The sequence below is a fragment of the Citrobacter sp. Cc139 genome (assembly GCF_030334645.1).
Lineage (GTDB): Bacteria > Pseudomonadota > Gammaproteobacteria > Enterobacterales > Enterobacteriaceae > Citrobacter > Citrobacter werkmanii.
Genome location: NZ_JAOWDM010000082.1, coordinates 25,011 through 44,524, shown reverse-complemented (window position 1 = coordinate 44,524; position 19,514 = coordinate 25,011). Strand labels below are relative to the sequence as shown.

Sequence of the window (19,514 nt, the reverse complement as noted above, 5' to 3'; positions counted from 1 at the left end):
TATAACACCATTCACTGCGCAGATAATGACCAAAAGCAATATGCATCACAAAATAGCGGTCGTCAGACGCGATGTGCAACACAATCGCCCTTGCTCATCGAAGATTTCGATTTGCCATACCTGATGGCGAGAGCCGGTATGAATGGCGCTACACACGCCTCTGACACGCCCTTCCCGCGCAGAGCGAACATGGTTGGCATTAACCTCAAGGCCCACCACTTTTTGCTCTCCCTGAGTGCACAGGTAACCGGCCACTGAACCCATGCTTTCCGCCAACACCACCGATGCACCGCCATGTAGTAAACCAAAAGGTTGTTTGGTGCGATGGTCCACCGGCATTGTGGCCTCCAGGGTATCGTCGCCAATATGTTCAAAGCGAATGTCGAGCAACCCCACCATATTTCCTTCACCCATGGCATTGAGCGCCTCAAGAGTGACTTCACGTTTCCAGATCATCCTATAATCTCCAGCAGTGCCTGTAATGGATGGCGAACGCCCGTGCCTTCAACGCGTTTAACCTGGCTACGACAGGAATATCCGGTAGCCAGACAACGATTTCGCGGCAGTCGTTGCATTGCCTGGTGCCATGATAGCTCATAGATCCCCAGTGAGTTCTGGTGATTTTTCACTTCGTGCCCATAAGTGCCAGCCATGCCGCAGCACCCCACGCTGACGTTCTCCAGCCTGGCGCCAAAACGGGCAAAAATAGCTGCCCACTGCGCAGGCGCGCCTGGCAGGGCCGTCACTTCGGTACAATGACCAAAGAAATACCACGGCTCACCGGCAATAGCAGCTGGCTGCTGTGACGCCACAACGGTAGATAACCATTCGTTGACCAGCAATACATGGAAATCCCCCCGCTGTTCTCCAAGCGCCAGCTTGTATTCATCGCGATAACAGAGCACCAGCGCCGGATCAACGCCCACCATTGGAATATTCAGCTTCGCCACCCGGTTGAGAAACTCAGATGTCTTTTTCGCTGTTTTGGCAAAACGGTTTAAAAAGCCTTTAATGTGCTGCGCTTTGCCGTTTGGCGAGAACGGCAGCAGTACCGGCTGTAAGCCCAGTTTTTCTACCAGACGGATAAAATCAGCCACCACCTGCGCATCGTAATAGCTGGTGAACGGATCCTGTACCACCAGCACCATACGGGCTTTTTGTTCCGGGCTGAGTAATTCGAGCTGCTCCAGTGTCATGTTCGCAGAACGATGACCAACCAACTGACGTTGCAGCGACGGCGCAGACAACAACGGTAAATCCACCATACCGATGTGCTTTTTAGCCAGATTACGCACCAGCGGCTGATTGATGAAGAAATTAAACGTTTTGGGCGCACGCGCCATAAGCGGCGCATAACTCTCAACGGTCGCCACCATATGATCGCGCAACGGTCGCAGATAACGCGTGTGGTACAGTTGCAGGAAGCGCGAGCGGAACTCCGGTACATCAATTTTAATCGGACATTGCGTGGAACAGGCTTTACACGCCAGACAACCGGACATCGCCTCTTTGACTTCATGCGAGAAATCGTATTCGCCCTTACGCGCATGCCAGCTGTTGCGGGTGCGGGCAATCAGCGTGCGTAAACTGGCGCGTTTTTCCGGCAGCTCTTTTTCCAGCTGTATCGGGTCAATTCCGCGATCCGCCAACAGACGCAGCCATTCACGTACCAGCGTGGCACGGCCTTTCGGCGAGTGGATACGGTTGAGGCTGATTTTCATCGACGGGCACATGGGGCTTTTCGCATCAAAGTTAAAGCATAACCCGTTGCCGTTACACTCCATTGCTCCGCGCCACTCTTGCCGCACCGCCAATGGGATCTGTCGGTCATAAGTCCCGCGCTTAACGGCATCCACTTTCATCATTGGCGCGTCAACGTCTTCCGGTGGACAGATTTTCCCCGGGTTCAGCCGGTTTTGCGGATCAAATACCGACTTCACTTTGCGCAATTCGCGATACAGTTCGTCACCGAAAAACGCCGGACTGTATTCTGCACGAAAACCTTTCCCGTGTTCGCCCCACAGCAAACCACCATATTTTGCCGTCAGCGCGACCACATCGTCAGAAATGCGTTTCATCAGCACTTCTTGCTGCGGGTCACACATGTCCAGCGCCGGTCTGACGTGCAGCACGCCGGCATCCACGTGGCCAAACATGCCATAACTCAGACCGTGGCTGTCGAGCAGCGCACGGAACTCGGCAATGTAGTCAGCCAGATGCTCCGGTGGAACGCAGGTATCTTCAGCGAACGGAATAGGCTTCGCGGAACCTTTCGCATTTCCCAGCAAACCGACGGCTTTTTTACGCATGGCGTAAATGCGCTCCACGCCCGCGAGTTCAGTACACAGTTGCCAACCAATGACACCGGCTTCCTGACGGGCAATTAAGCCGTCCAGGCGTTCGCACAGCGCCCTGACCTGAGTATCAATCAATGCTTCATCGTCACCCGCAAATTCGACGATATTCAGGCCCAGCATTTCTTTATCCGGTACGTCGGTTATCAACTCACTTACCGAATGCCAGACGATATCTTCCCGCGCCAGATTAAGCACTTTGGAGTCAACGGTTTCTACAGACAGTGCGCGCGCTTCCACCATAACCGGGGCGTTACGCAATGCTGAATCAAACGAGTCATACTTGACGTTGACCAACTGCCTGACTTTGGGCAACGGTGTGATATCCAGGCGCGCTTCGGTAATAAACGCCAGCGTACCTTCTGAGCCGGTAAGAATGCGGGTTAAATCAAATTCGGTCATCTCGTCGTTGAAGACGTGTCGGAGATCGTAACCGGTAAGGAAGCGATTGAGTTTGGGGAATTTATCAAGAATAAGCTGCCGGTTATCACGACACCGCTCATACACCGTCTTATAGATGCGGCCAATAATGGTATTGCTGTTGCCCAGCGTTTGGGCGAGTTCGATCGGCATTGGCTGGGTATCAAGAATATCGCCGCCCATCAGCACCGCGCGGATACCCAGCACGTGATCGGAGGTTTTACCGTAAACCAACGAACCTTGTCCGGATGCGTCGGTATTGATCATCCCGCCCAACGTTGCCCGGTTACTGGTGGATAATTCCGGGGCAAAGAAATAGCCGTAAGGCTTCAGAAACTGGTTGAGCTGATCTTTGATTACCCCGGCTTCGACCCGCACCCAACCTTCCTGCGGGTTGATTTCAATAATGCGACTCATATAACGGGACATATCAACAATAATGCCCTGATTCAGCGCCTGACCGTTCGTCCCGGTACCGCCGCCGCGCGGGGTAAAAATCAACGACGAAAAAAGAGGTTCAGCCGCCAGACGGGCGATCAGCGCCACATCTGCCGTTGAACGCGGGAAAACCACAGCATCAGGAAGCAGCTGATAGATACTGTTATCCGTCGACATTGTCAGCCGATCGGCGTAGCTCGTTGCCGTATCGCCCGTGAATCCTTGCTGCTCCAGCGCCTGCAAAAAATTGAGCACCAGTTGAACGACACCTGGCGCCTGAGAAATTTGTGGAATCATTATAGTGACCCTTTCCTGCGGTCTGTGTTGTGAATTTAATCGTTTGCGTGTTTCTTTGTTTGTTGTATCACATTTTTTTCTAATACGCTCAGCAGATTTACAGGCAGAATCCGCCTGTTCAAAACCGCTGAAATTGCTCATCATTACAGGGTGTGATTTAAGTGTTCACGTCGCGTCAACGTTCTGACGCAAAGACAAAGGTGAAAAGTATTTATGGTAAATTTTCGTCAGCCCAGGGATATTGCGCAAGTGCTGCTAACGGTGCTGTTTTTAGCCATCATGATTGTGGCCTGTCTCTGGATTGTGCAGCCCTTTATCCTCGGTTTTGCATGGGCGGGTACGGTGGTCATCGCAACCTGGCCTATCCTGTTACGCTTGCAAAAACTGCTGTGGGGACGCCGTTCACTGGCGGTGCTGGTAATGACCCTGCTGTTGGTAATGTTGTTTATCATTCCTATTGCGCTGCTGGTTAATAGCATTGTTGATGGCAGCGGACCGTTGATCCATGCCGTCACTGCTGGCGATATGACGCTGCCGGATCTGGCGTGGTTGAACAGCATTCCGTTGGTGGGCGCCAAAATGTATGGCGCATGGCACAGCCTGCTGGATATGGGCGGCGCAGCCATTATGGCCAAAGTTCGGCCTTATGTCGGCGCCACAACGACCTGGTTTGTCGGTCAGGCTGCGCATATTGGTCGCTTTATGATGCATTGTGGCCTGATGCTGCTATTCAGCGCCCTGCTGTACTGGCGTGGTGAGCAGGTGGCGTTAGGGATCCGTCATTTCGCGTGTCGACTGGCATCCAAACGCGGTGATGCCGCCATTCTGCTGGCGGCGCAGGCCATTCGCGCTGTTGCGTTAGGTGTTGTGGTTACGGCTCTGGTGCAGGCGGTCCTCGGCGGCATTGGTCTGGCGGTAACCGGCGTGCCGTATGCGACGCTGCTGGCAGTATTAATGATCCTCTCCTGCCTGGTACAACTGGGGCCGCTGCCGGTGCTGGTCCCGGCCATTATCTGGTTGTACTGGACCGGGGATTCAACCTGGGGCACCGTGCTGCTGGTGTGGAGCGGTGTGGTCGGAACGCTGGATAACGTCATTCGCCCAATGTTGATTCGTATGGGCGCCGATTTGCCGCTGATCCTTATCCTTTCTGGCGTCATCGGTGGATTAATTGCATTCGGCATGATTGGTCTGTTTATCGGCCCGGTAGTCCTGGCCGTGTCCTGGCGTCTGTTCTCTGCCTGGGTGAATGAAGCGCCTGCGCCGGGGAGCGATCCTGACGAACTCCTCGCAGAAATAGAAAGCAATAAGTAATCCAACGTCAGGCGGCATTGCCGCCTGATTGTTTAGCAATGTTAATCTATCCCGTCCCGGTACTGAGTTAAACCGAACGGTACTCTCCTCGCAGCACTCATTTATGTCGCAAATTCTTTACAGTTTTTAAACTATTGAGATGAATCTGATCGACGCGAAAAATCAGTATGCCTACTATTAGCTCAAGGCTGTAGATCAACACATTGATTTATAAGCATGGAATTCCCCTGAGTGAAACAACGAATTGCTGTGTGTAGTCTTTGCCCATCTCCCACGATGGGCTTTTTTTTGTCCTTCACTCACCTCTGCGCTCGACTGGCTGCAAAACTCAGTACTTCTTCCCCGCTATACAACAAATAATATTGCACAAGATACTGTGACTCTCTTCAAGCCGAAATATCCACAGCAATGCTATTACTATTCCACCGTCTTTTATGAGGTGATCAAATAATGAACGCATTGGAACTGCAGGCTATCCGCCATATTTTTGCTATGACGGTGGAAGAAAGCGCGATGTATATCTCGCGTGATAATAATGTTGCCGCATGGCAACAATGGGAAAATGGCGAAAGGGAAATCCCGGAGTACATCGCGCACATTTGTAAAGAAATGAAAGCCAGACGGAAAGTAAGAATAAATGCAGTTATCGACAAAATTAATAACCGCATTGGTAATAACACTATGCGTTTTTTCCCCGATCTGAACTCATTTCAGACGGTTTATCACCACAACGATTTCCTCGACTGGAAAATCTATCAATCGGCTGCCGTTGAGCTCTACGCTCACGACCTTGAGCGTTTGTGTTAAGCATTTACAACGCCATACCAATTTAGCCTCTTCGCTGAGTAACACATTATGAAAAACACCTATTTCTCCACTGCGATAGGGCTGTACTTTAATTACCTGGTCCACGGCATGGGGGTCATTCTGATGAGCCTCAATATGTCTTCGCTTGAACACCAGTGGCAAACCAACGCCGCGGGTGTCTCGATCGTTATTTCCTCGCTGGGCATCGGTCGTTTAAGTGTCTTATTAATGGCTGGCATGCTCTCCGATCGCTATGGCCGCCGACCGTTTATTATTTTCGGCATGATCTGCTACCTGATTTTCTTTGTTGGCATCATCAATACGCATAGTATTTTTATCGCCTATGCCTTTGGCTTTCTGGCGGGAATGGCCAACAGTTTTCTCGATGCCGGAACCTATCCCAGCCTGATGGAGGCGTTTCCCCGCTCGCCCAGTACAGCCAATATATTAATAAAAGCCTTCGTCTCCAGCGGCCAGTTTCTGCTTCCTATGATTATCAGTTTGTTGGTGTGGGCCGAGCTTTGGTTTGGCTGGTCCTTCCTGCTGGCGGCCGCCATTATGATAATCAACGGCGTGTTTTTGTTTCGCTGTCGCTTCCCGGCGCATCCAGGAAATCAAACTTCCATCAAGGCATTACCTGCTAAACGGGAAACACAACAATCTGAACATCGTTGCTCGATTCTCGATCTTGCCTGTTACACTCTGTATAGCTATATCGCCATGGCGACATTTTATCTGGTAAGCCAGTGGCTGGCGCAGTACGGACAGTTTGTTGCTGGCATGACTTATACGTTATCTATCAAATTGTTAAGCATTTACACCTGCGGCTCTTTGCTGTGCGTATTGATTACTGCTCCACTGGCGCGCAAAGCGGAACGCGCGACATTGTTGTTGATGCTGTACACCTTTATTTCATTTATTGCGCTGCTGGTGGTTTGCCTGCACCCGACACCCTACGTGGTTATCACCTTTGCGTTTGTCATTGGATTTTCTTCAGCCGGAGGCGTGGTGCAAATCGGTTTAACGCTGATGGCGGCACGCTTTCCACATGCAAAGGGTAAAGCGACCGGCATTTACTACAGCGCGGGCAGCATTGCGACTTTCACCATTCCGCTGATCACAGCAAGAATCTCAGAGACCAGCATTGCTCATATCATGTGGTTTGATGCCGGTATCGCCGCTGTCGGTTTCCTGTTGGCGCTGTTTATTGGGTATCGCAGCCGCGCCGCATTAAAACATCAACTAAAAATGGCGACGGTCGCAGAATAACGGGGATGCAATATTGTTCATCCCTTCTGCAACATAATTGGCTGCCCTTTTAAATTATCAGCGAAAAGTCATCAGGAAGAATTAAATTCACAGTTTAAGATGCAAAATACCTGGTAAGTTAAACGCCATGCTATGTAGGTAATGTGTCTACTGAACGGTATATTAAGCACAAGGTCGCCGAAATTTAAAAATATCGTCAAACACGAAATAATTTTAAAATCCGCAAGGAGTTGTGAAAATGTCTCAAAACAAGACCTTTAACACGCCATTTCTTCTGGCGATAATCTGTATTTATTTAAGTTATTTTCTCCACGGCATTAGTGTCATTACGCTGGCGCAAAATATGTCGTCTCTCGCAGAAAAGTTCTCCACCGACAATGCCGGGATTGCCTATTTAATTTCAGGCATTGGTTTGGGGCGACTGGTGAGTATTTTATTCTTTGGTGTGCTCTCAGATAAGTTTGGCCGCCGGGCGATCATTCTGTTAGGCGCTATTCTGTATATGCTGTTTTTCTTCGGTATTCCCGCCAGCCCTAATCTGCTGATTGCCTTTATTCTGGCTGTTTGCGTTGGCGTGGCTAACTCGGCGCTGGATACCGGTGGCTATCCGGCATTAATGGAATGCTTCCCCAAAGCATCAGGATCGGCTGTTATCCTGGTTAAAGCGATGGTCTCGTTCGGGCAGATGCTCTACCCCATTGTCGTCAGCACCATGCTGCTCAACCATATCTGGTACGGCTATGCGGTCATTATCCCTGGCGTACTGTTCGTCGTTATCACCCTGATGCTGTTAAAAAGCCGCTTTCCCAGCCAGATGGTGGATGCCGGTATCGCCAAAGAGCTGCCACAGATGAACAGCAAACCGTTGGTCTGGCTGGAAGGCGTCGCTTCCGTGATGTTCGGTGTCGCGGCGTTTTCAACCTTTTACGTCATCGTGGTCTGGATGCCGAAATACGCCATGGCGTTTGCCGGCATGGCGGAAGCCGATGCCCTGAAAACGATCTCTTACTACAGTATGGGCTCGTTGGTCTGCGTATTTATTTTTGCCGCCCTGCTGAAAAAAATGGTTCGACCGATATGGGCAAATGTGTTTAACGCCGCGCTGGCAACCATCACCGCAGCGGTCATCTATTTATATCCCTCTCCGCTGGTGTGTAACGCCGGTTCATTTCTGATTGGTTTCTCTGCCGCTGGCGGTATTTTACAGCTTGGCGTCTCGGTGATGTCAGAGTTTTTCCCCAGGAGCAAAGCCAAAGTCACCAGTGTTTATATGATGATGGGTGGCGTGGCCAATTTTATTATCCCATTAATCACCGGATACCTTTCTAACATTGGCCTGCAATACATCATTTTGCTGGACTTTGCATTTGCTCTGCTGGCCTTCATCACCGCCATCATCGTCTTTATTCGTTACTACCGCGTATTTGATATTCCCAAAAATGATGTGCGGTTGGGCGAACGTTATTTTCAATAAATTGTTTAGAAGGAGTATCAAATGGACGTAACTGCTAAATATGAACTGATTGGCTTAATGGCCTACCCTATCAGACATAGTCTGTCACCAGAAATGCAAAACAAGGCATTAGAAAAAGCGGGACTACCTTTTACCTACATGGCATTTGAAGTCGATAACTCAACGTTTGCCAATGCCATTGCCGGACTGAAAGCGTTGAAGATGCGCGGCACCGGGGTCTCTATGCCCAATAAGCAGTTGGCATGTGAATATGTTGATGAATTGACCCCTGCGGCCAAACTGGTCGGCGCAATCAATACCATCGTGAACGATGATGGTTACCTGCGCGGTTACAATACCGATGGCACCGGTCATATTCGCGCCATTAAAGAAAGCGGCTTCGATATTAAAGGTAAAACCATGGTACTGTTGGGCGCGGGCGGCGCATCGACAGCCATTGGCGCGCAGGCGGCCATTGAAGGCATCAAAGAAATTAAGCTGTTTAACCGTAAAGATGAATTCTTTGAAAAGGCGCAGGCATTCGCCAAACGCGTCAATGAAAACACCGATTGCGTCGTGACCGTTATCGATCTCGCCGATCGGCAAGCATTTGCCGATGCCCTCGCCAGCGCGGATATTCTGACCAACGGCACAAAAGTCGGCATGAAGCCGCTGGACAACGAATCTCTCGTGACCGACGTTTCCCTGCTGCGCCCGGAGCTGCTGGTGACTGAATGCGTTTATAACCCGCATATGACCAAATTATTGCAACAGGCGCAACTTGCGGGTTGCAAAACAATTGATGGTTACGGCATGTTGTTATGGCAAGGGGCTGAACAGTTCAAACTCTGGACCGGGAAAGATTTCCCACTGGAGTATGTGAAACAGGTTATGGGTTTTGCAGCCTGACGGGCACGCATTTGTAATATATTTAAAGGGTAATCAATGAAAACCGTAACCGTAAGAAACCTCGTGATTGGCGAGGGTGCGCCGAAGATCATTGTCTCGCTGATGGGTAAAGACATCGCCACGGTAAAAAGCGAAGCGCTGGCCTATCGCGAAGCGGATTTCGACATTCTGGAATGGCGCGTTGACCATTTCAGCGATGTCTCTTCCACAGATGCCGTGCTGGAAGCGGCTCGCGCCATCCGCGATGTGATAGCCGACAAACCGCTACTTTTCACCTTCCGCAGCGCCAAAGAAGGCGGTGAACAGGCACTGTCTGTCGAAAACTATATTGCACTTAACCGTGCAGCAGTAGACAGCGGTCTGGTGGATATGATCGACCTGGAGCTTTTCACCGGTGATGAGCTGGTTAAAGCGACCGTCGAACATGCCCACGCGAAAAATGTCAGCGTGATTATGTCGAATCATGATTTCCATAAGACGCCAGCCGCAGAGGAGATCATCCAGCGTCTGCGTAAAATGCAGGAACTTGGCGCGGATATTCCTAAAATCGCCCTGATGCCGCAAAACAAAACGGATGTGCTGACACTGTTGGGCGCTACGCTGGAAATGCAAGAGTGCTATGCGGACCGGCCGATAATTACCATGTCGATGGCTAAAACTGGGGTGATTTCACGTCTCTCCGGCGAGGTTTTCGGTTCAGCAGCCACCTTTGGCGCCGTGAAAAAAGCGTCGGCCCCGGGACAAATTTCGGTCGCCGATCTGCGTACTGTATTAACAATATTGCATCAGGCTTAATAGCAGAATATATCCACATCACTATTAGCAATGCCCTGCCCCAGATATTCGCTTAACCACGAATATCTGGCTGGCAGCTAAGCCTGATTAAATTAACTCACAATATTATTGTCGACTATAGCGACAGGTAGTCGCACGCATATAATCTGGAGTTTATATGAAATTTCCAAGACCAAACCGTATCGATGGTCGGGTACCTGTATTATCCGCAGCAGAAGCCATTAATTATATTCCTGATGAAGCAACCCTCTGCGTATTAGGCGCAGGCGGCGGTATTCTTGAGGCAACCACATTAATTAATGCATTGGCAGAAAAATACAAAAACACGCAGTCACCACGTAATTTATCATTAATTAGCCCAACGGGTTTAGGCGACCGCGCCGACCGCGGAATCAGCCCGCTGGCGCAGGAAGGTTTAGTCAAATGGGCGCTCTGCGGCCACTGGGGACAATCGCCACGAATCTCTGACCTGGCTGAGCAGAATAAAATCGCTGCCTATAACTATCCCCAGGGCGTATTAACCCAAGCCCTGCGGGCATCAGCTGCTCATCAGCCTGGCATTCTGAGTGATATCGGCATCGGTACGTTTGTCGATCCTCGCCAACAGGGCGGCAAACTGAATGAGGTGACGACCGAAGATCTGATCAAACTGGTGGAAATCGATAACAAAGAGTACCTCTATTATAAAGCCATTGCGCCAAACATCGCGTTTATTCGCGCGACTACCTGCGATAGCGAAGGCTACGCCACCTTTGAAGATGAAGTGATGTATCTCGATGCGCTGGTGATTGCCCAGGCTGTACACAACAACGGCGGCATCGTCATGATGCAGGTGCAAAAAATGGTGAAGAAAGCCACGTTGCATCCGAAAGCGGTGCGTATTCCGGGCTATCTGGTCGATATTGTGGTCATCGACCCCGACCAAACGCAACTGTACGGTGGCGCGCCGGTTAACCGTTTTATTTCCGGCGATTTTGTCCTCGATGACAGCCAGCAAACAGCCCTGCCGCTTAACCAGCGTAAACTGGTGGCCAGACGCGCGCTGTTCGAAATGCGTAAAGGCGCGGTCGGCAACGTTGGCGTGGGCATCGCCGACGGGATTGGCCTTGTCGCACGCGAAGAAGGTTGTGCCGACGATTTTATTCTGACGGTCGAAACCGGCCCGATTGGCGGCATTACGTCTCAGGGTATCGCGTTTGGTGCCAACGTCAACACCCGCGCCATTCTGGATATGACCTCCCAGTTTGACTTCTACCACGGCGGCGGGCTGGATGTGTGTTATTTAAGTTTTGCTGAAGTGGATCGGCACGGCAATGTCGGCGTACATAAATTCAATGGCAAAATCATGGGCACCGGCGGTTTTATCGATATTAGCGCCACTTCAAGGAAAATTATTTTTTGCGGCACGTTAACTGCCGGAAGTTTGAAAACGGAAGTTGCCGACGGCAAGTTAAATATCGTGCAGGAAGGTCGGGTGAAAAAATTCGTTAACGAATTACCTGAAGTCACTTTCAGTGGAAAAATTGCCCTTGAGCGTGGTCTCGATGTGCGTTACATCACCGAACGCGCTGTATTTACGTTAAAAGAAGATGGTCTCCATTTAGTTGAAATTGCGCCAGGGGTCTCTTTGCAGGAAGACATTCTCGACAAAATGGACTTCACTCCGATTATTTCCCCAGACCTGAAACTGATGGACGAAAGATTATTTATCGATGCCTCGATGGGCTTTGTATTACCCGACGCAGCCAATTAAAAGGAGTACCCTGATGGACTTTTCATTAACTGAAGAACAAGAACTGTTGCTTGCCAGCATTCGCGAACTGATTACCAGCAATTTTCCGGAAGAGTATTTCCGCACCTGCGATCAGACGGCGACTTATCCGAAGGAATTTATGCGAGCTCTTGCGGACAACGGTATTTCGATGCTGGGCGTTCCGGAAGAGTTTGGCGGCATCCCTGCTGATTACGTCACCCAGATGCTGGCGCTGATGGAAGTGTCAAAATGTGGCGCGCCCGCATTTTTGATCACCAATGGCCAGTGCATCCACAGCATGCGACGTTTTGGCTCCGCAGAGCAACTGCGTAAAACGGCAGAAAGCACCATGGAAACGGGCGATCCAGCGTATGCGCTGGCATTAACCGAACCGGGAGCAGGCTCCGATAATAACAGCGCCACCACCAGCTATACCCGCAAAAACGGCAAGGTGTATCTCAACGGGCAAAAAACATTTATCACCGGCGCTAAAGAGTATCCGTACATGCTGGTACTGGCTCGCGACCCGGAGCCGAAAGATCCGAAGAAAGCCTTTACGCTATGGTGGGTGGATTCAAAGAAACCTGGCATTAAGGTTAACCCACTGCATAAAATCGGCTGGCACATGTTAAGCACCTGCGAAGTCTATTTTGATAACGTTGAAGTGGACGAAAGCGATATGGTCGGCGAAGAAGGCATGGGCTTCCTTAATGTAATGTACAACTTTGAAATGGAACGCCTGATCAACGCCGCGCGCAGCACGGGTTTTGCCGAATGCGCCTTCGAAGATGCCGCTCGTTACGCTAACCAACGCATCGCATTTGGTAAGCCAATTGGTCATAACCAGATGATCCAGGAAAAACTGGCTCTGATGGCAATAAAAATCGAAAACATGCGTAATATGGTGCTGAAGGTCGCCTGGCAGGCCGATCAGGAACAGTCGCTGCGCACAAGTGCGGCGCTGGCAAAACTGTATTGCGCCCGTACGGCAATGGAAGTGATTGACGACGCAATTCAGATTATGGGCGGACTGGGTTACACCGATGAAGCACGCGTATCCCGATTCTGGCGCGATGTCCGCTGTGAGCGCATTGGCGGTGGTACCGATGAAATCATGATTTACGTCGCGGGTCGCCAAATCCTGAAAGATTATCAAAATAAGTAAGCGGTATAACTGACCGGATAGCGCAGATGCGCTATCCGGGACGGTGCGGGGGAATCAGACTTCAGGCATCAGGCATTCTTGCTCAGCAAGGTTATTTTTAAACTGCCTACGATAATCGCTGGGAGTACATCCCACATGCCGCTGAAAAAGTTTGGCAAAATGATCGACGTTTTCATACCCTACCCGCCACGAAATTTCCGCCAACGAGGCCTCGGTATTAGTCAGGGAAAATTTTGCCTCCGTCATTCGTCGCTGAATAACATAATTGATGGGTGAAATACGATACTCCTTGGTAAATTCATGGCAGATATAGCTCACGCTGGCGCGGAATTTTTTAGATAACTGTTCGAGAGTGATTTTTTCGCGGAAATTGTTATTTAAATAGACCAGCACATCTTTAATTAAGACATCTTTTTTAATATACCCTTGTTCAGAGCGGTAAGCATTTTTAAAGTTTTCGTAATATAACACGGTTAATGCATACGCGAATGCGTCATAAGCGGAAGAAGTCAGGTTGTTCTTGCTCTGCGGGAGCATCACCCCCAGTTCATTAAAAATACTCTTAATAACCTCTTTACCCTGACTGACGTTAATGACCGGACACGAGTGCGTCTGCAATAGCTGATTATCCTGCCAGCCGTTAAACCGGAAACCGTAGAGCGCGCAGGTGTAAGTGGTAGCCGGTGCGCTGGTATCAGATGCAACCGCATGCAATCGCCCTTGTTCAATCACCACAATGTCCCCGGCATGCGCGACATACAGCGAAGAGTCGATGATTAATCTTGCAACCCCCTTTTTAACATAGATAAGCTCCGTTTCATTATCATGAACATGATGGCCGGACTCCCAGTTAGGATCATCGCTAATAACGAATCGGGAAAGTCTCGGCGTTTTCCCCTGCTCAAAAAGGGTCTCCATGGCATTATCAAAGCAGCGTTGATACATGACAACCTCCACCTAAAGGCAGTAATTTTGCGAATAATTAATATCAGAAAGCGAAAACAATAATGATGTTATACAACGTTATTCCTTGCTGGCGAAACAAAATTATTTGCGTCGACTGCAAGATGATACCTCCGGCGCTATCTCGCTGTTCTCTACGATTATTCCCGTTTTATAAAAACTGATAAGAGTAAATGTTATTAATTCAACATTAACAATTTACATATCAGAAACAAATTAAGCGTAGAAACGATAAAAAACAGGATGCATTTCGCAATTATCCTTCCCTGGTGTGTTTGCTATTTTTTTTCTTCAGTACACAACCCCGAGCTCTCGTTTATGAAACAAGCATTCCCGCCGCACTTTTTTTTGCAAGATTGTTGGGAATGAAAACAGATTGCCCCGTCGAAAACAGTCCCCTCTCTGCCGCACACTATTTTCAGTTAATTTTCCCTACTGTGGATGACTGGAGATGCCATGAAAATAATAACCTGCTTTAAGTTGGTGCCTGAAGAACAGGACATTGTTGTTACCCCACAGCGTTCGCTTAACTTTGACCGAGCCGACGCCAAAATCAGCCAGTTTGATCTGAATGCGATTGAGGCCGCGGCGCAACTGAGTACGGAGGGTGATGAAATCGTCGCTTTAACCGTGGGCGGCTCGCTACTGCAAAATTCCAAAGTGCGTAAAGACGTGCTGTCGCGTGGACCGGACAGTTTGTTCATGGTGCAGGATCCACAGCTGGAGCATTCATTGCCCCGCGACACCGCTCAGACGCTGGTCTGCGCGGCCAAAAATATAAATTTCGACCTGATGCTGTTCGGAGAAGGATCGGGGGATATCTACGCCCAACAGGTTGGCTTACTGGTTGGCGAACTGTTGCAACTCCCGGTGATTAGCGCCGTCAGCAACATCCAACGTAATGGCGACCGCATTGTGGTTGAGCGTACTCTGGAAGATGAAGTCGAAGTGATTGACCTGCCGCTCCCCGCTGTACTCTGCGTAACCTCGGATATCAACACGCCGCGTATTCCCTCAATGAAAGCCATTCTCGGCGCGGGTAAAAAGCCCGTCACAACATGGCAAGCCAGCGATATTGGCTGGACGCCGGCGTCACCGTTAGCGGAACTGGTAAGCCTTACGGTACCGCCACAAACAGAACGTAAGCACATCATTCTGGAAAATGACTCGGCTGAAGCCATTGCCGAACTGGCGGAACACCTGAAAAAAGCCCTGAACTAAGCTCAACGGAGAGAAATTATCATGAGTAAATTAGCTAACGTATGGGTGTTCAGCGATAACGTAGAACGCTACGCAGAATTAATGGCCGGCGCGCGTCAGTGGGGTGAACACGTCCATCTTATTGTACAAGGCATCGAACAAGCTAATCAGGTTAAACCTCTGGGTGCCGATGAGATAATCGTGCTCGAGGCCCCCTCCGGTTTACAGCGTGTTGAAAATTACGCCGAAACCATTGCAGCGCAGATGCAAGAACACGCCGGAATGCTGTTGATGCCCGCTACAAAGCGCGCGAAATCACTTGGGGCACGGTTAAGCATCCAACTCAATGCCGCGATGGTGAACGACGCAATATCGGTGACGCTTGAGGATGACACCGTGTTCGCAGAGCACCGCATGTATGGTGGTCTGGCATTCGGCAAAGAAAAAATCAAAAGCGCGCTGGCAATTATCACGCTAGCCCCAGGGGTGCTTGAACCCGTAGCGGAAAACGCATCGCACACCTGTCCTGTTGTCTCGGCAGCTTACATCGCACCGCTTCATGAAATTATGTGCCAGGAACGTCGCGCCAAATCCGTGAGCAGCGTGGACCTCAGTAAAGCCAAACGTGTGGTTGGCGTGGGGCGCGGCCTGGTTGCGCAACACGATCTGGAGATGGTGCACCAGTTGGCATCGGTACTGGGTGCAGAAGTGGGCTGTTCACGCCCGATTGCCGAAGGCGAAAACTGGATGGAGCGCGAACGCTACATTGGCGTTTCTGGTGTGTTACTGAAATCAGACCTTTACCTCACGTTAGGCATCTCAGGACAAATTCAACACATGGTCGGCGGTAACGGCGCGAAAGTCATTGTCGCTATCAATAAAGACAAAAAAGCCCCTATTTTCAATTACGCCGATTACGGCCTGGTAGGCGATATCTACAAAGTTGTTCCGGCCCTTATCGAACATCTCAGCCGCTAACCCCCCATTTAACGCACATCTCCCGCTGCTTCGCGGCGGGAAAGGAGCATAAAGCATGTCAGATGAAAAATTCGATGCCATTGTGGTCGGTGCTGGCGTGGCGGGTACAGTTGCAGGCTACGTTATGGCGCAGGCCGGACTGGACGTGCTGGTCATCGAACGCGGAAACAGTGCGGGCAGTAAAAATATGACCGGTGGGCGACTCTATGCGCATAGTCTGGAACGCATCATGCCGGGATTCGCGCAGGAAGCACCACTCGAACGTAAAGTGACCCGCGAAAAAATATCCTTCCTGACCGAAGAGAGCGCCGTAACGCTCGACTTTCATCGGGATAAAGACAACGCGCCAGCGCAGGATTCTTACACCGTGTTGCGCAACCGACTTGATCCCTGGCTGATGGAAAAAGCAGAACAGGCCGGCGCGCAGTTCATCCCCGGCGTCCGCGTTGATGCGCTGATCCGCGAAGGTAATAAGGTCACCGGCGTGCAAGCTGGTGACGATATCCTGGAAGCCAATATTGTCATCCTGGCCGATGGCGTCAACTCAATATTAGGACGGTCGCTGGGGATGGTCCCTCCCTCTTCTGCTCACCACTATGCTGTTGGCGTAAAGGAGTTGATCGGCTTACCTCCGGCTGTGATTGCGGATCGATTCAACCTCTCAGGCGATGAAGGCGCAGCCTGGCTGTTTGCCGGTTCACCGTCGGATGGACTGATGGGGGGAGGCTTTCTGTATACCAACCAGGACTCGGTCTCTCTGGGGCTGGTATGCGGGCTGGGGGATATTGCTCACGCAACGAAAAGTATTCCACAAATGCTGGAAGACTTTAAGCAACACCCGACTATTCGTCCACTGATTGCGGGAGGAGAACTGCTGGAGTATTCCGCACATATGGTACCGGAAGGCGGTCTGGCAATGGTACCCAAACTGGTTGATGACGGCGTAATGATCGTCGGCGATGCCGCGGGTTTCTGTCTGAATCTGGGTTACACGGTGCGTGGTATGGATTTAGCAATAGCCTCCGCAGAAGCCGCCGCCCAAACCGCCATTGCAGCCAAAGAACGCCAGGACTTCTCCGCCAGCAGCCTGATGGGCTACAAACGCGCCCTCGAACAGGGCTGTGTGATGCGTGATTTACAGCATTTTCGCAAGATCCCGACGCTGATGGAAAACCCGCGCCTGTTCACCCAATACCCTCGCATGGTCGCAGATATCATGAACGATATGTTCACCGTTGACGGACGCCTGAACCAACCGATTCGTAAGATGATGATGTCCCATGCGAAGAAAATTGGGTTGATGAACTTACTGAAAGACGGCATCAAGGGGGCAACTGCGCTATGAGTCAGGACAATACCGTTAACGTCGACGTCAAGCTGGGCGTCAATAAATTCAATGTCGATGAAGGTCACCCGCACATTATTCTGGCCGAACATCCCGATCTGAATGAATTTCGCAAACTGCTGAAGGCCTGTCCCGCCGGACTGTATAAGCAGGACGAGAGTGGGAATATTCATTTTGATTCTGCTGGCTGCCTGGAGTGTGGCACCTGTCGGGTGCTGTGCGGCGATACGATCCTCGAACAATGGGAGTATCCGGCAGGAACATTTGGCATTGATTTTCGCTACGGCTAACGGATTGAGCCGTTGTACCCCGGATCGGCCTCCACGGCCAATCCGGTCAGACGTATGCCGATATTATCCAGGGAATAACGAATGAGTATCACACTAACGTTTAACGCCGAACGTCGCGATGCCTGGCGACAACAAGGTTTATGGGGAGATGCTTCGCTTGGCGATTACTGGAACCAAACAGCCAGAGCCATGCCGGATAAAATCGCCGTGGTTGATAATCATGGCGCTTCATATACCTACGCCGCACTCGACGGTGCCGCCAGCAGTCTGGCGAGCTGGTTTTTAGCCTGCGGTATTCAACCCGGCGATCGCGTCGCTTTCCAGTTGCCGGGCTGGTGCGAATTTACCATTATTTATCTGGCCTGCCTGAAAACCGGAGCCGTTTCCGTCCCGTTACTACCCGCCTGGCGCGAAGCGGAGTTAGTATGGGTATTAAATAAATGTAAAGCGAAGATTTTTTTCGCACCTACCCTGTTTAAACAAACCCGGCCGGTTGATTTGATCCTCCCCTTACAAAACCAGTTACCGCATCTGCAACAGATTGTCGCCGTGGATAAACTGGCGCCGGCAACCACCTCGCAGGCACTCAGCCAACTGCTTTTAGCACCGCCGTTAAATCAAACGATTAACGTTCACGCGGATGAACTGGCAGCGGTACTGTTTACCTCCGGAACCGAGGGAATGCCGAAAGGCGTAATGTTAACCCACAACAATATCCTTGCCAGCGAACGCGCCTACTGCGCCCGTCTCAATCTCACCTGGCAAGATGTGTTTTTAATGCCCGCGCCGCTTGGACATGCTACCGGTTTTCTGCATGGCGTTACCGCACCGTTTTTAATCGGCGCCCGCAGCGTGTTGTTGGATATTTTTACCCCAGACGCCTGTCTCGATCTGCTGGAGCAACAGCACTGCACCTGCGTACTCGGCGCAACGCCGTTTGTCTATGACATGTTGTGTCGCATGGAAAAACGCGCCTGCGATCTCTCATCGCTACGCTTTTTTTTATGCGGAGGCACCACCATTCCGCAAAAGATTGCCCGTGACTGCCAACGGCTCGGCATTAAATTGTTAAGCATTTATGGTTCAACGGAGAGCTCGCCGCATGCGCTGGTCAATCTCGATGATTCACCTTCCCGCATGATGACCACCGACGGCTATGCTGCCGCAGGCGTCGAAATTAAAGTCGTCGATGAAGCGCGCAATGCCCTGCCCGCAGGAGTAGAAGGTGAAGAAGCCTCGCGTGGCCCCAATGTTTTTATGGGCTACCTCGATGAACCCGAACTGACCGCCCGCGCGCTGGATAAAGAGGGGTGGTATTACAGTGGCGACTTATGCCGGATGGACGACGCGGGATACATCAAAATCACCGGGCGTAAAAAAGATATTATTGTGCGCGGAGGGGAAAATATCAGCAGCCGCGAGGTAGAGGATATTTTATTGCAACATCCACGCATTCATGATGCCTGCGTTGTCGCGATGCCGGACGAACGGTTAGGTGAACGGTCGTGCGCTTATGTGGTACTAAAAGCCCCGCATCATTCGCTGTCGCTGGAATCTGTCGTCGCCTTTTTTAGCCGCAAACGGGTGGCAAAGTATAAATACCCGGAGCATATCGTGGTTGTCGAGAAGTTACCTCGCACAGCGTCCGGTAAGGTACAAAAATACCAGTTGCGTCAGGATATTATTAAACGTTTGAGCATGGAGAGTATTGCAGGATAAAGTGCCGGATGGCGATGCTAACGCATCTTATCCGGCCTACGTTGA

General features: G+C 50.7%; 16 protein-coding genes and 1 other RNA gene. 14 read left to right on the top strand and 3 right to left on the bottom strand.

All coding sequences use genetic code 11. From position 1 onward, the window contains the following. Nucleotides 1–45: 45 nt before the first annotated feature. Both menI and ydiJ read right to left on the bottom strand, forming a co-directional pair. Complete coding sequence (gene menI, locus OGV69_RS12390) at nt 46–456, bottom strand: 1,4-dihydroxy-2-naphthoyl-CoA hydrolase (protein WP_069324244.1); 411 nt, start codon at nt 454–456, stop codon at nt 46–48. After that, nucleotides 453–3,509, bottom strand: a complete 3,057-nt coding sequence (gene ydiJ, locus OGV69_RS12385) for a D-2-hydroxyglutarate dehydrogenase YdiJ (protein WP_069324245.1) — start codon at nt 3,507–3,509, stop codon at nt 453–455. Before ydiJ ends, menI begins: the two co-directional genes overlap by 4 nt. 213 nt (nt 3,510–3,722) lie before the next feature. On the opposite strand from ydiJ, the gene ydiK reads away from it, so the two are divergent. The 9 genes from ydiK to OGV69_RS12340 all read left to right on the top strand — a co-directional run bounded on the left by ydiK (nt 3,723) and on the right by OGV69_RS12340 (nt 12,974). Then, a complete protein-coding gene (gene ydiK / locus OGV69_RS12380) occupies nt 3,723–4,823 on the top strand; it encodes an AI-2E family transporter YdiK (protein ID WP_069324246.1) in 1,101 nt (366 codons plus the stop codon). Between the two features lie 184 nt (nt 4,824–5,007). Next, an RNA gene (gene rprA, locus OGV69_RS12375) (antisense sRNA RprA) lies at nt 5,008–5,115 on the top strand. A 158-nt stretch (nt 5,116–5,273) separates the two neighbouring features. Beyond that, complete coding sequence (locus OGV69_RS12370; protein WP_038640241.1) at nt 5,274–5,630, top strand: YdiL family protein; 357 nt, start codon at nt 5,274–5,276, stop codon at nt 5,628–5,630. A 48-nt stretch (nt 5,631–5,678) separates the two neighbouring features. Continuing rightward, a complete protein-coding gene (locus tag OGV69_RS12365) occupies nt 5,679–6,899 on the top strand; it encodes an MFS transporter (protein ID WP_069324247.1) in 1,221 nt (406 codons plus the stop codon). Nucleotides 6,900–7,137: 238 nt separating this feature from the next. Next, a complete protein-coding gene (locus OGV69_RS12360; protein ID WP_069324248.1) occupies nt 7,138–8,373 on the top strand; it encodes an MFS transporter in 1,236 nt (411 codons plus the stop codon). A 21-nt stretch (nt 8,374–8,394) separates the two neighbouring features. Then, nucleotides 8,395–9,261 (top strand): quinate/shikimate dehydrogenase, encoded by an 867-nt coding sequence (gene ydiB, locus OGV69_RS12355; RefSeq protein ID WP_069324249.1) that lies wholly within the window; start codon nt 8,395–8,397, stop codon nt 9,259–9,261. Nucleotides 9,262–9,297: 36 nt separating this feature from the next. Then, on the top strand, nt 9,298–10,056 hold the full coding sequence (gene aroD, locus OGV69_RS12350; protein ID WP_069324250.1) for a type I 3-dehydroquinate dehydratase: 759 nt from the start codon (nt 9,298–9,300) through the stop codon (nt 10,054–10,056). 157 nt (nt 10,057–10,213) lie between these two features. Next, nucleotides 10,214–11,809, top strand: a complete 1,596-nt coding sequence (locus tag OGV69_RS12345) for an acyl CoA:acetate/3-ketoacid CoA transferase (protein WP_069324251.1) — start codon at nt 10,214–10,216, stop codon at nt 11,807–11,809. Between the two features lie 13 nt (nt 11,810–11,822). Next, nucleotides 11,823–12,974 (top strand): acyl-CoA dehydrogenase, encoded by a 1,152-nt coding sequence (locus tag OGV69_RS12340; RefSeq protein ID WP_069324252.1) that lies wholly within the window; start codon nt 11,823–11,825, stop codon nt 12,972–12,974. 54 nt (nt 12,975–13,028) lie between these two features. Here the strand turns inward: OGV69_RS12340 and OGV69_RS12335 are convergent, their stop codons facing one another. Continuing rightward, nucleotides 13,029–13,919, bottom strand: a complete 891-nt coding sequence (locus OGV69_RS12335; protein ID WP_085049447.1) for an AraC family transcriptional regulator — start codon at nt 13,917–13,919, stop codon at nt 13,029–13,031. A 474-nt stretch (nt 13,920–14,393) separates the two neighbouring features. Between OGV69_RS12335 and OGV69_RS12330 the strand changes: the two genes are divergently transcribed. From OGV69_RS12330 to fadK, 5 genes are all read left to right on the top strand, one after another. After that, nucleotides 14,394–15,158 carry an electron transfer flavoprotein gene (locus OGV69_RS12330; RefSeq protein WP_069324254.1) on the top strand — a complete coding sequence of 255 codons (765 nt, stop codon included), beginning with the start codon at nt 14,394–14,396 and terminating at the stop codon, nt 15,156–15,158. Nucleotides 15,159–15,179: 21 nt separating this feature from the next. Further along, nucleotides 15,180–16,115, top strand: coding sequence for an electron transfer flavoprotein subunit alpha (locus tag OGV69_RS12325; RefSeq protein WP_069324255.1), 936 nt, complete (start codon nt 15,180–15,182; stop codon nt 16,113–16,115). Between the two features lie 55 nt (nt 16,116–16,170). Next, the gene (locus OGV69_RS12320; RefSeq protein ID WP_069324256.1) at nt 16,171–17,460 is read left to right on the top strand and encodes an FAD-dependent oxidoreductase; all 1,290 of its coding nucleotides are present in this window, start codon (nt 16,171–16,173) and stop codon (nt 17,458–17,460) included. After that, nucleotides 17,457–17,750: a ferredoxin family protein gene (locus tag OGV69_RS12315; RefSeq protein WP_038640220.1), complete on the top strand. Its 294-nt coding sequence runs from the start codon at nt 17,457–17,459 to the stop codon at nt 17,748–17,750. Before OGV69_RS12320 ends, OGV69_RS12315 begins: the two co-directional genes overlap by 4 nt. 81 nt (nt 17,751–17,831) lie before the next feature. Then, nucleotides 17,832–19,469, top strand: a complete 1,638-nt coding sequence (fadK, locus tag OGV69_RS12310) for a medium-chain fatty-acid--CoA ligase (RefSeq protein ID WP_069324257.1) — start codon at nt 17,832–17,834, stop codon at nt 19,467–19,469. Nucleotides 19,470–19,514: the final 45 nt, after the last annotated feature.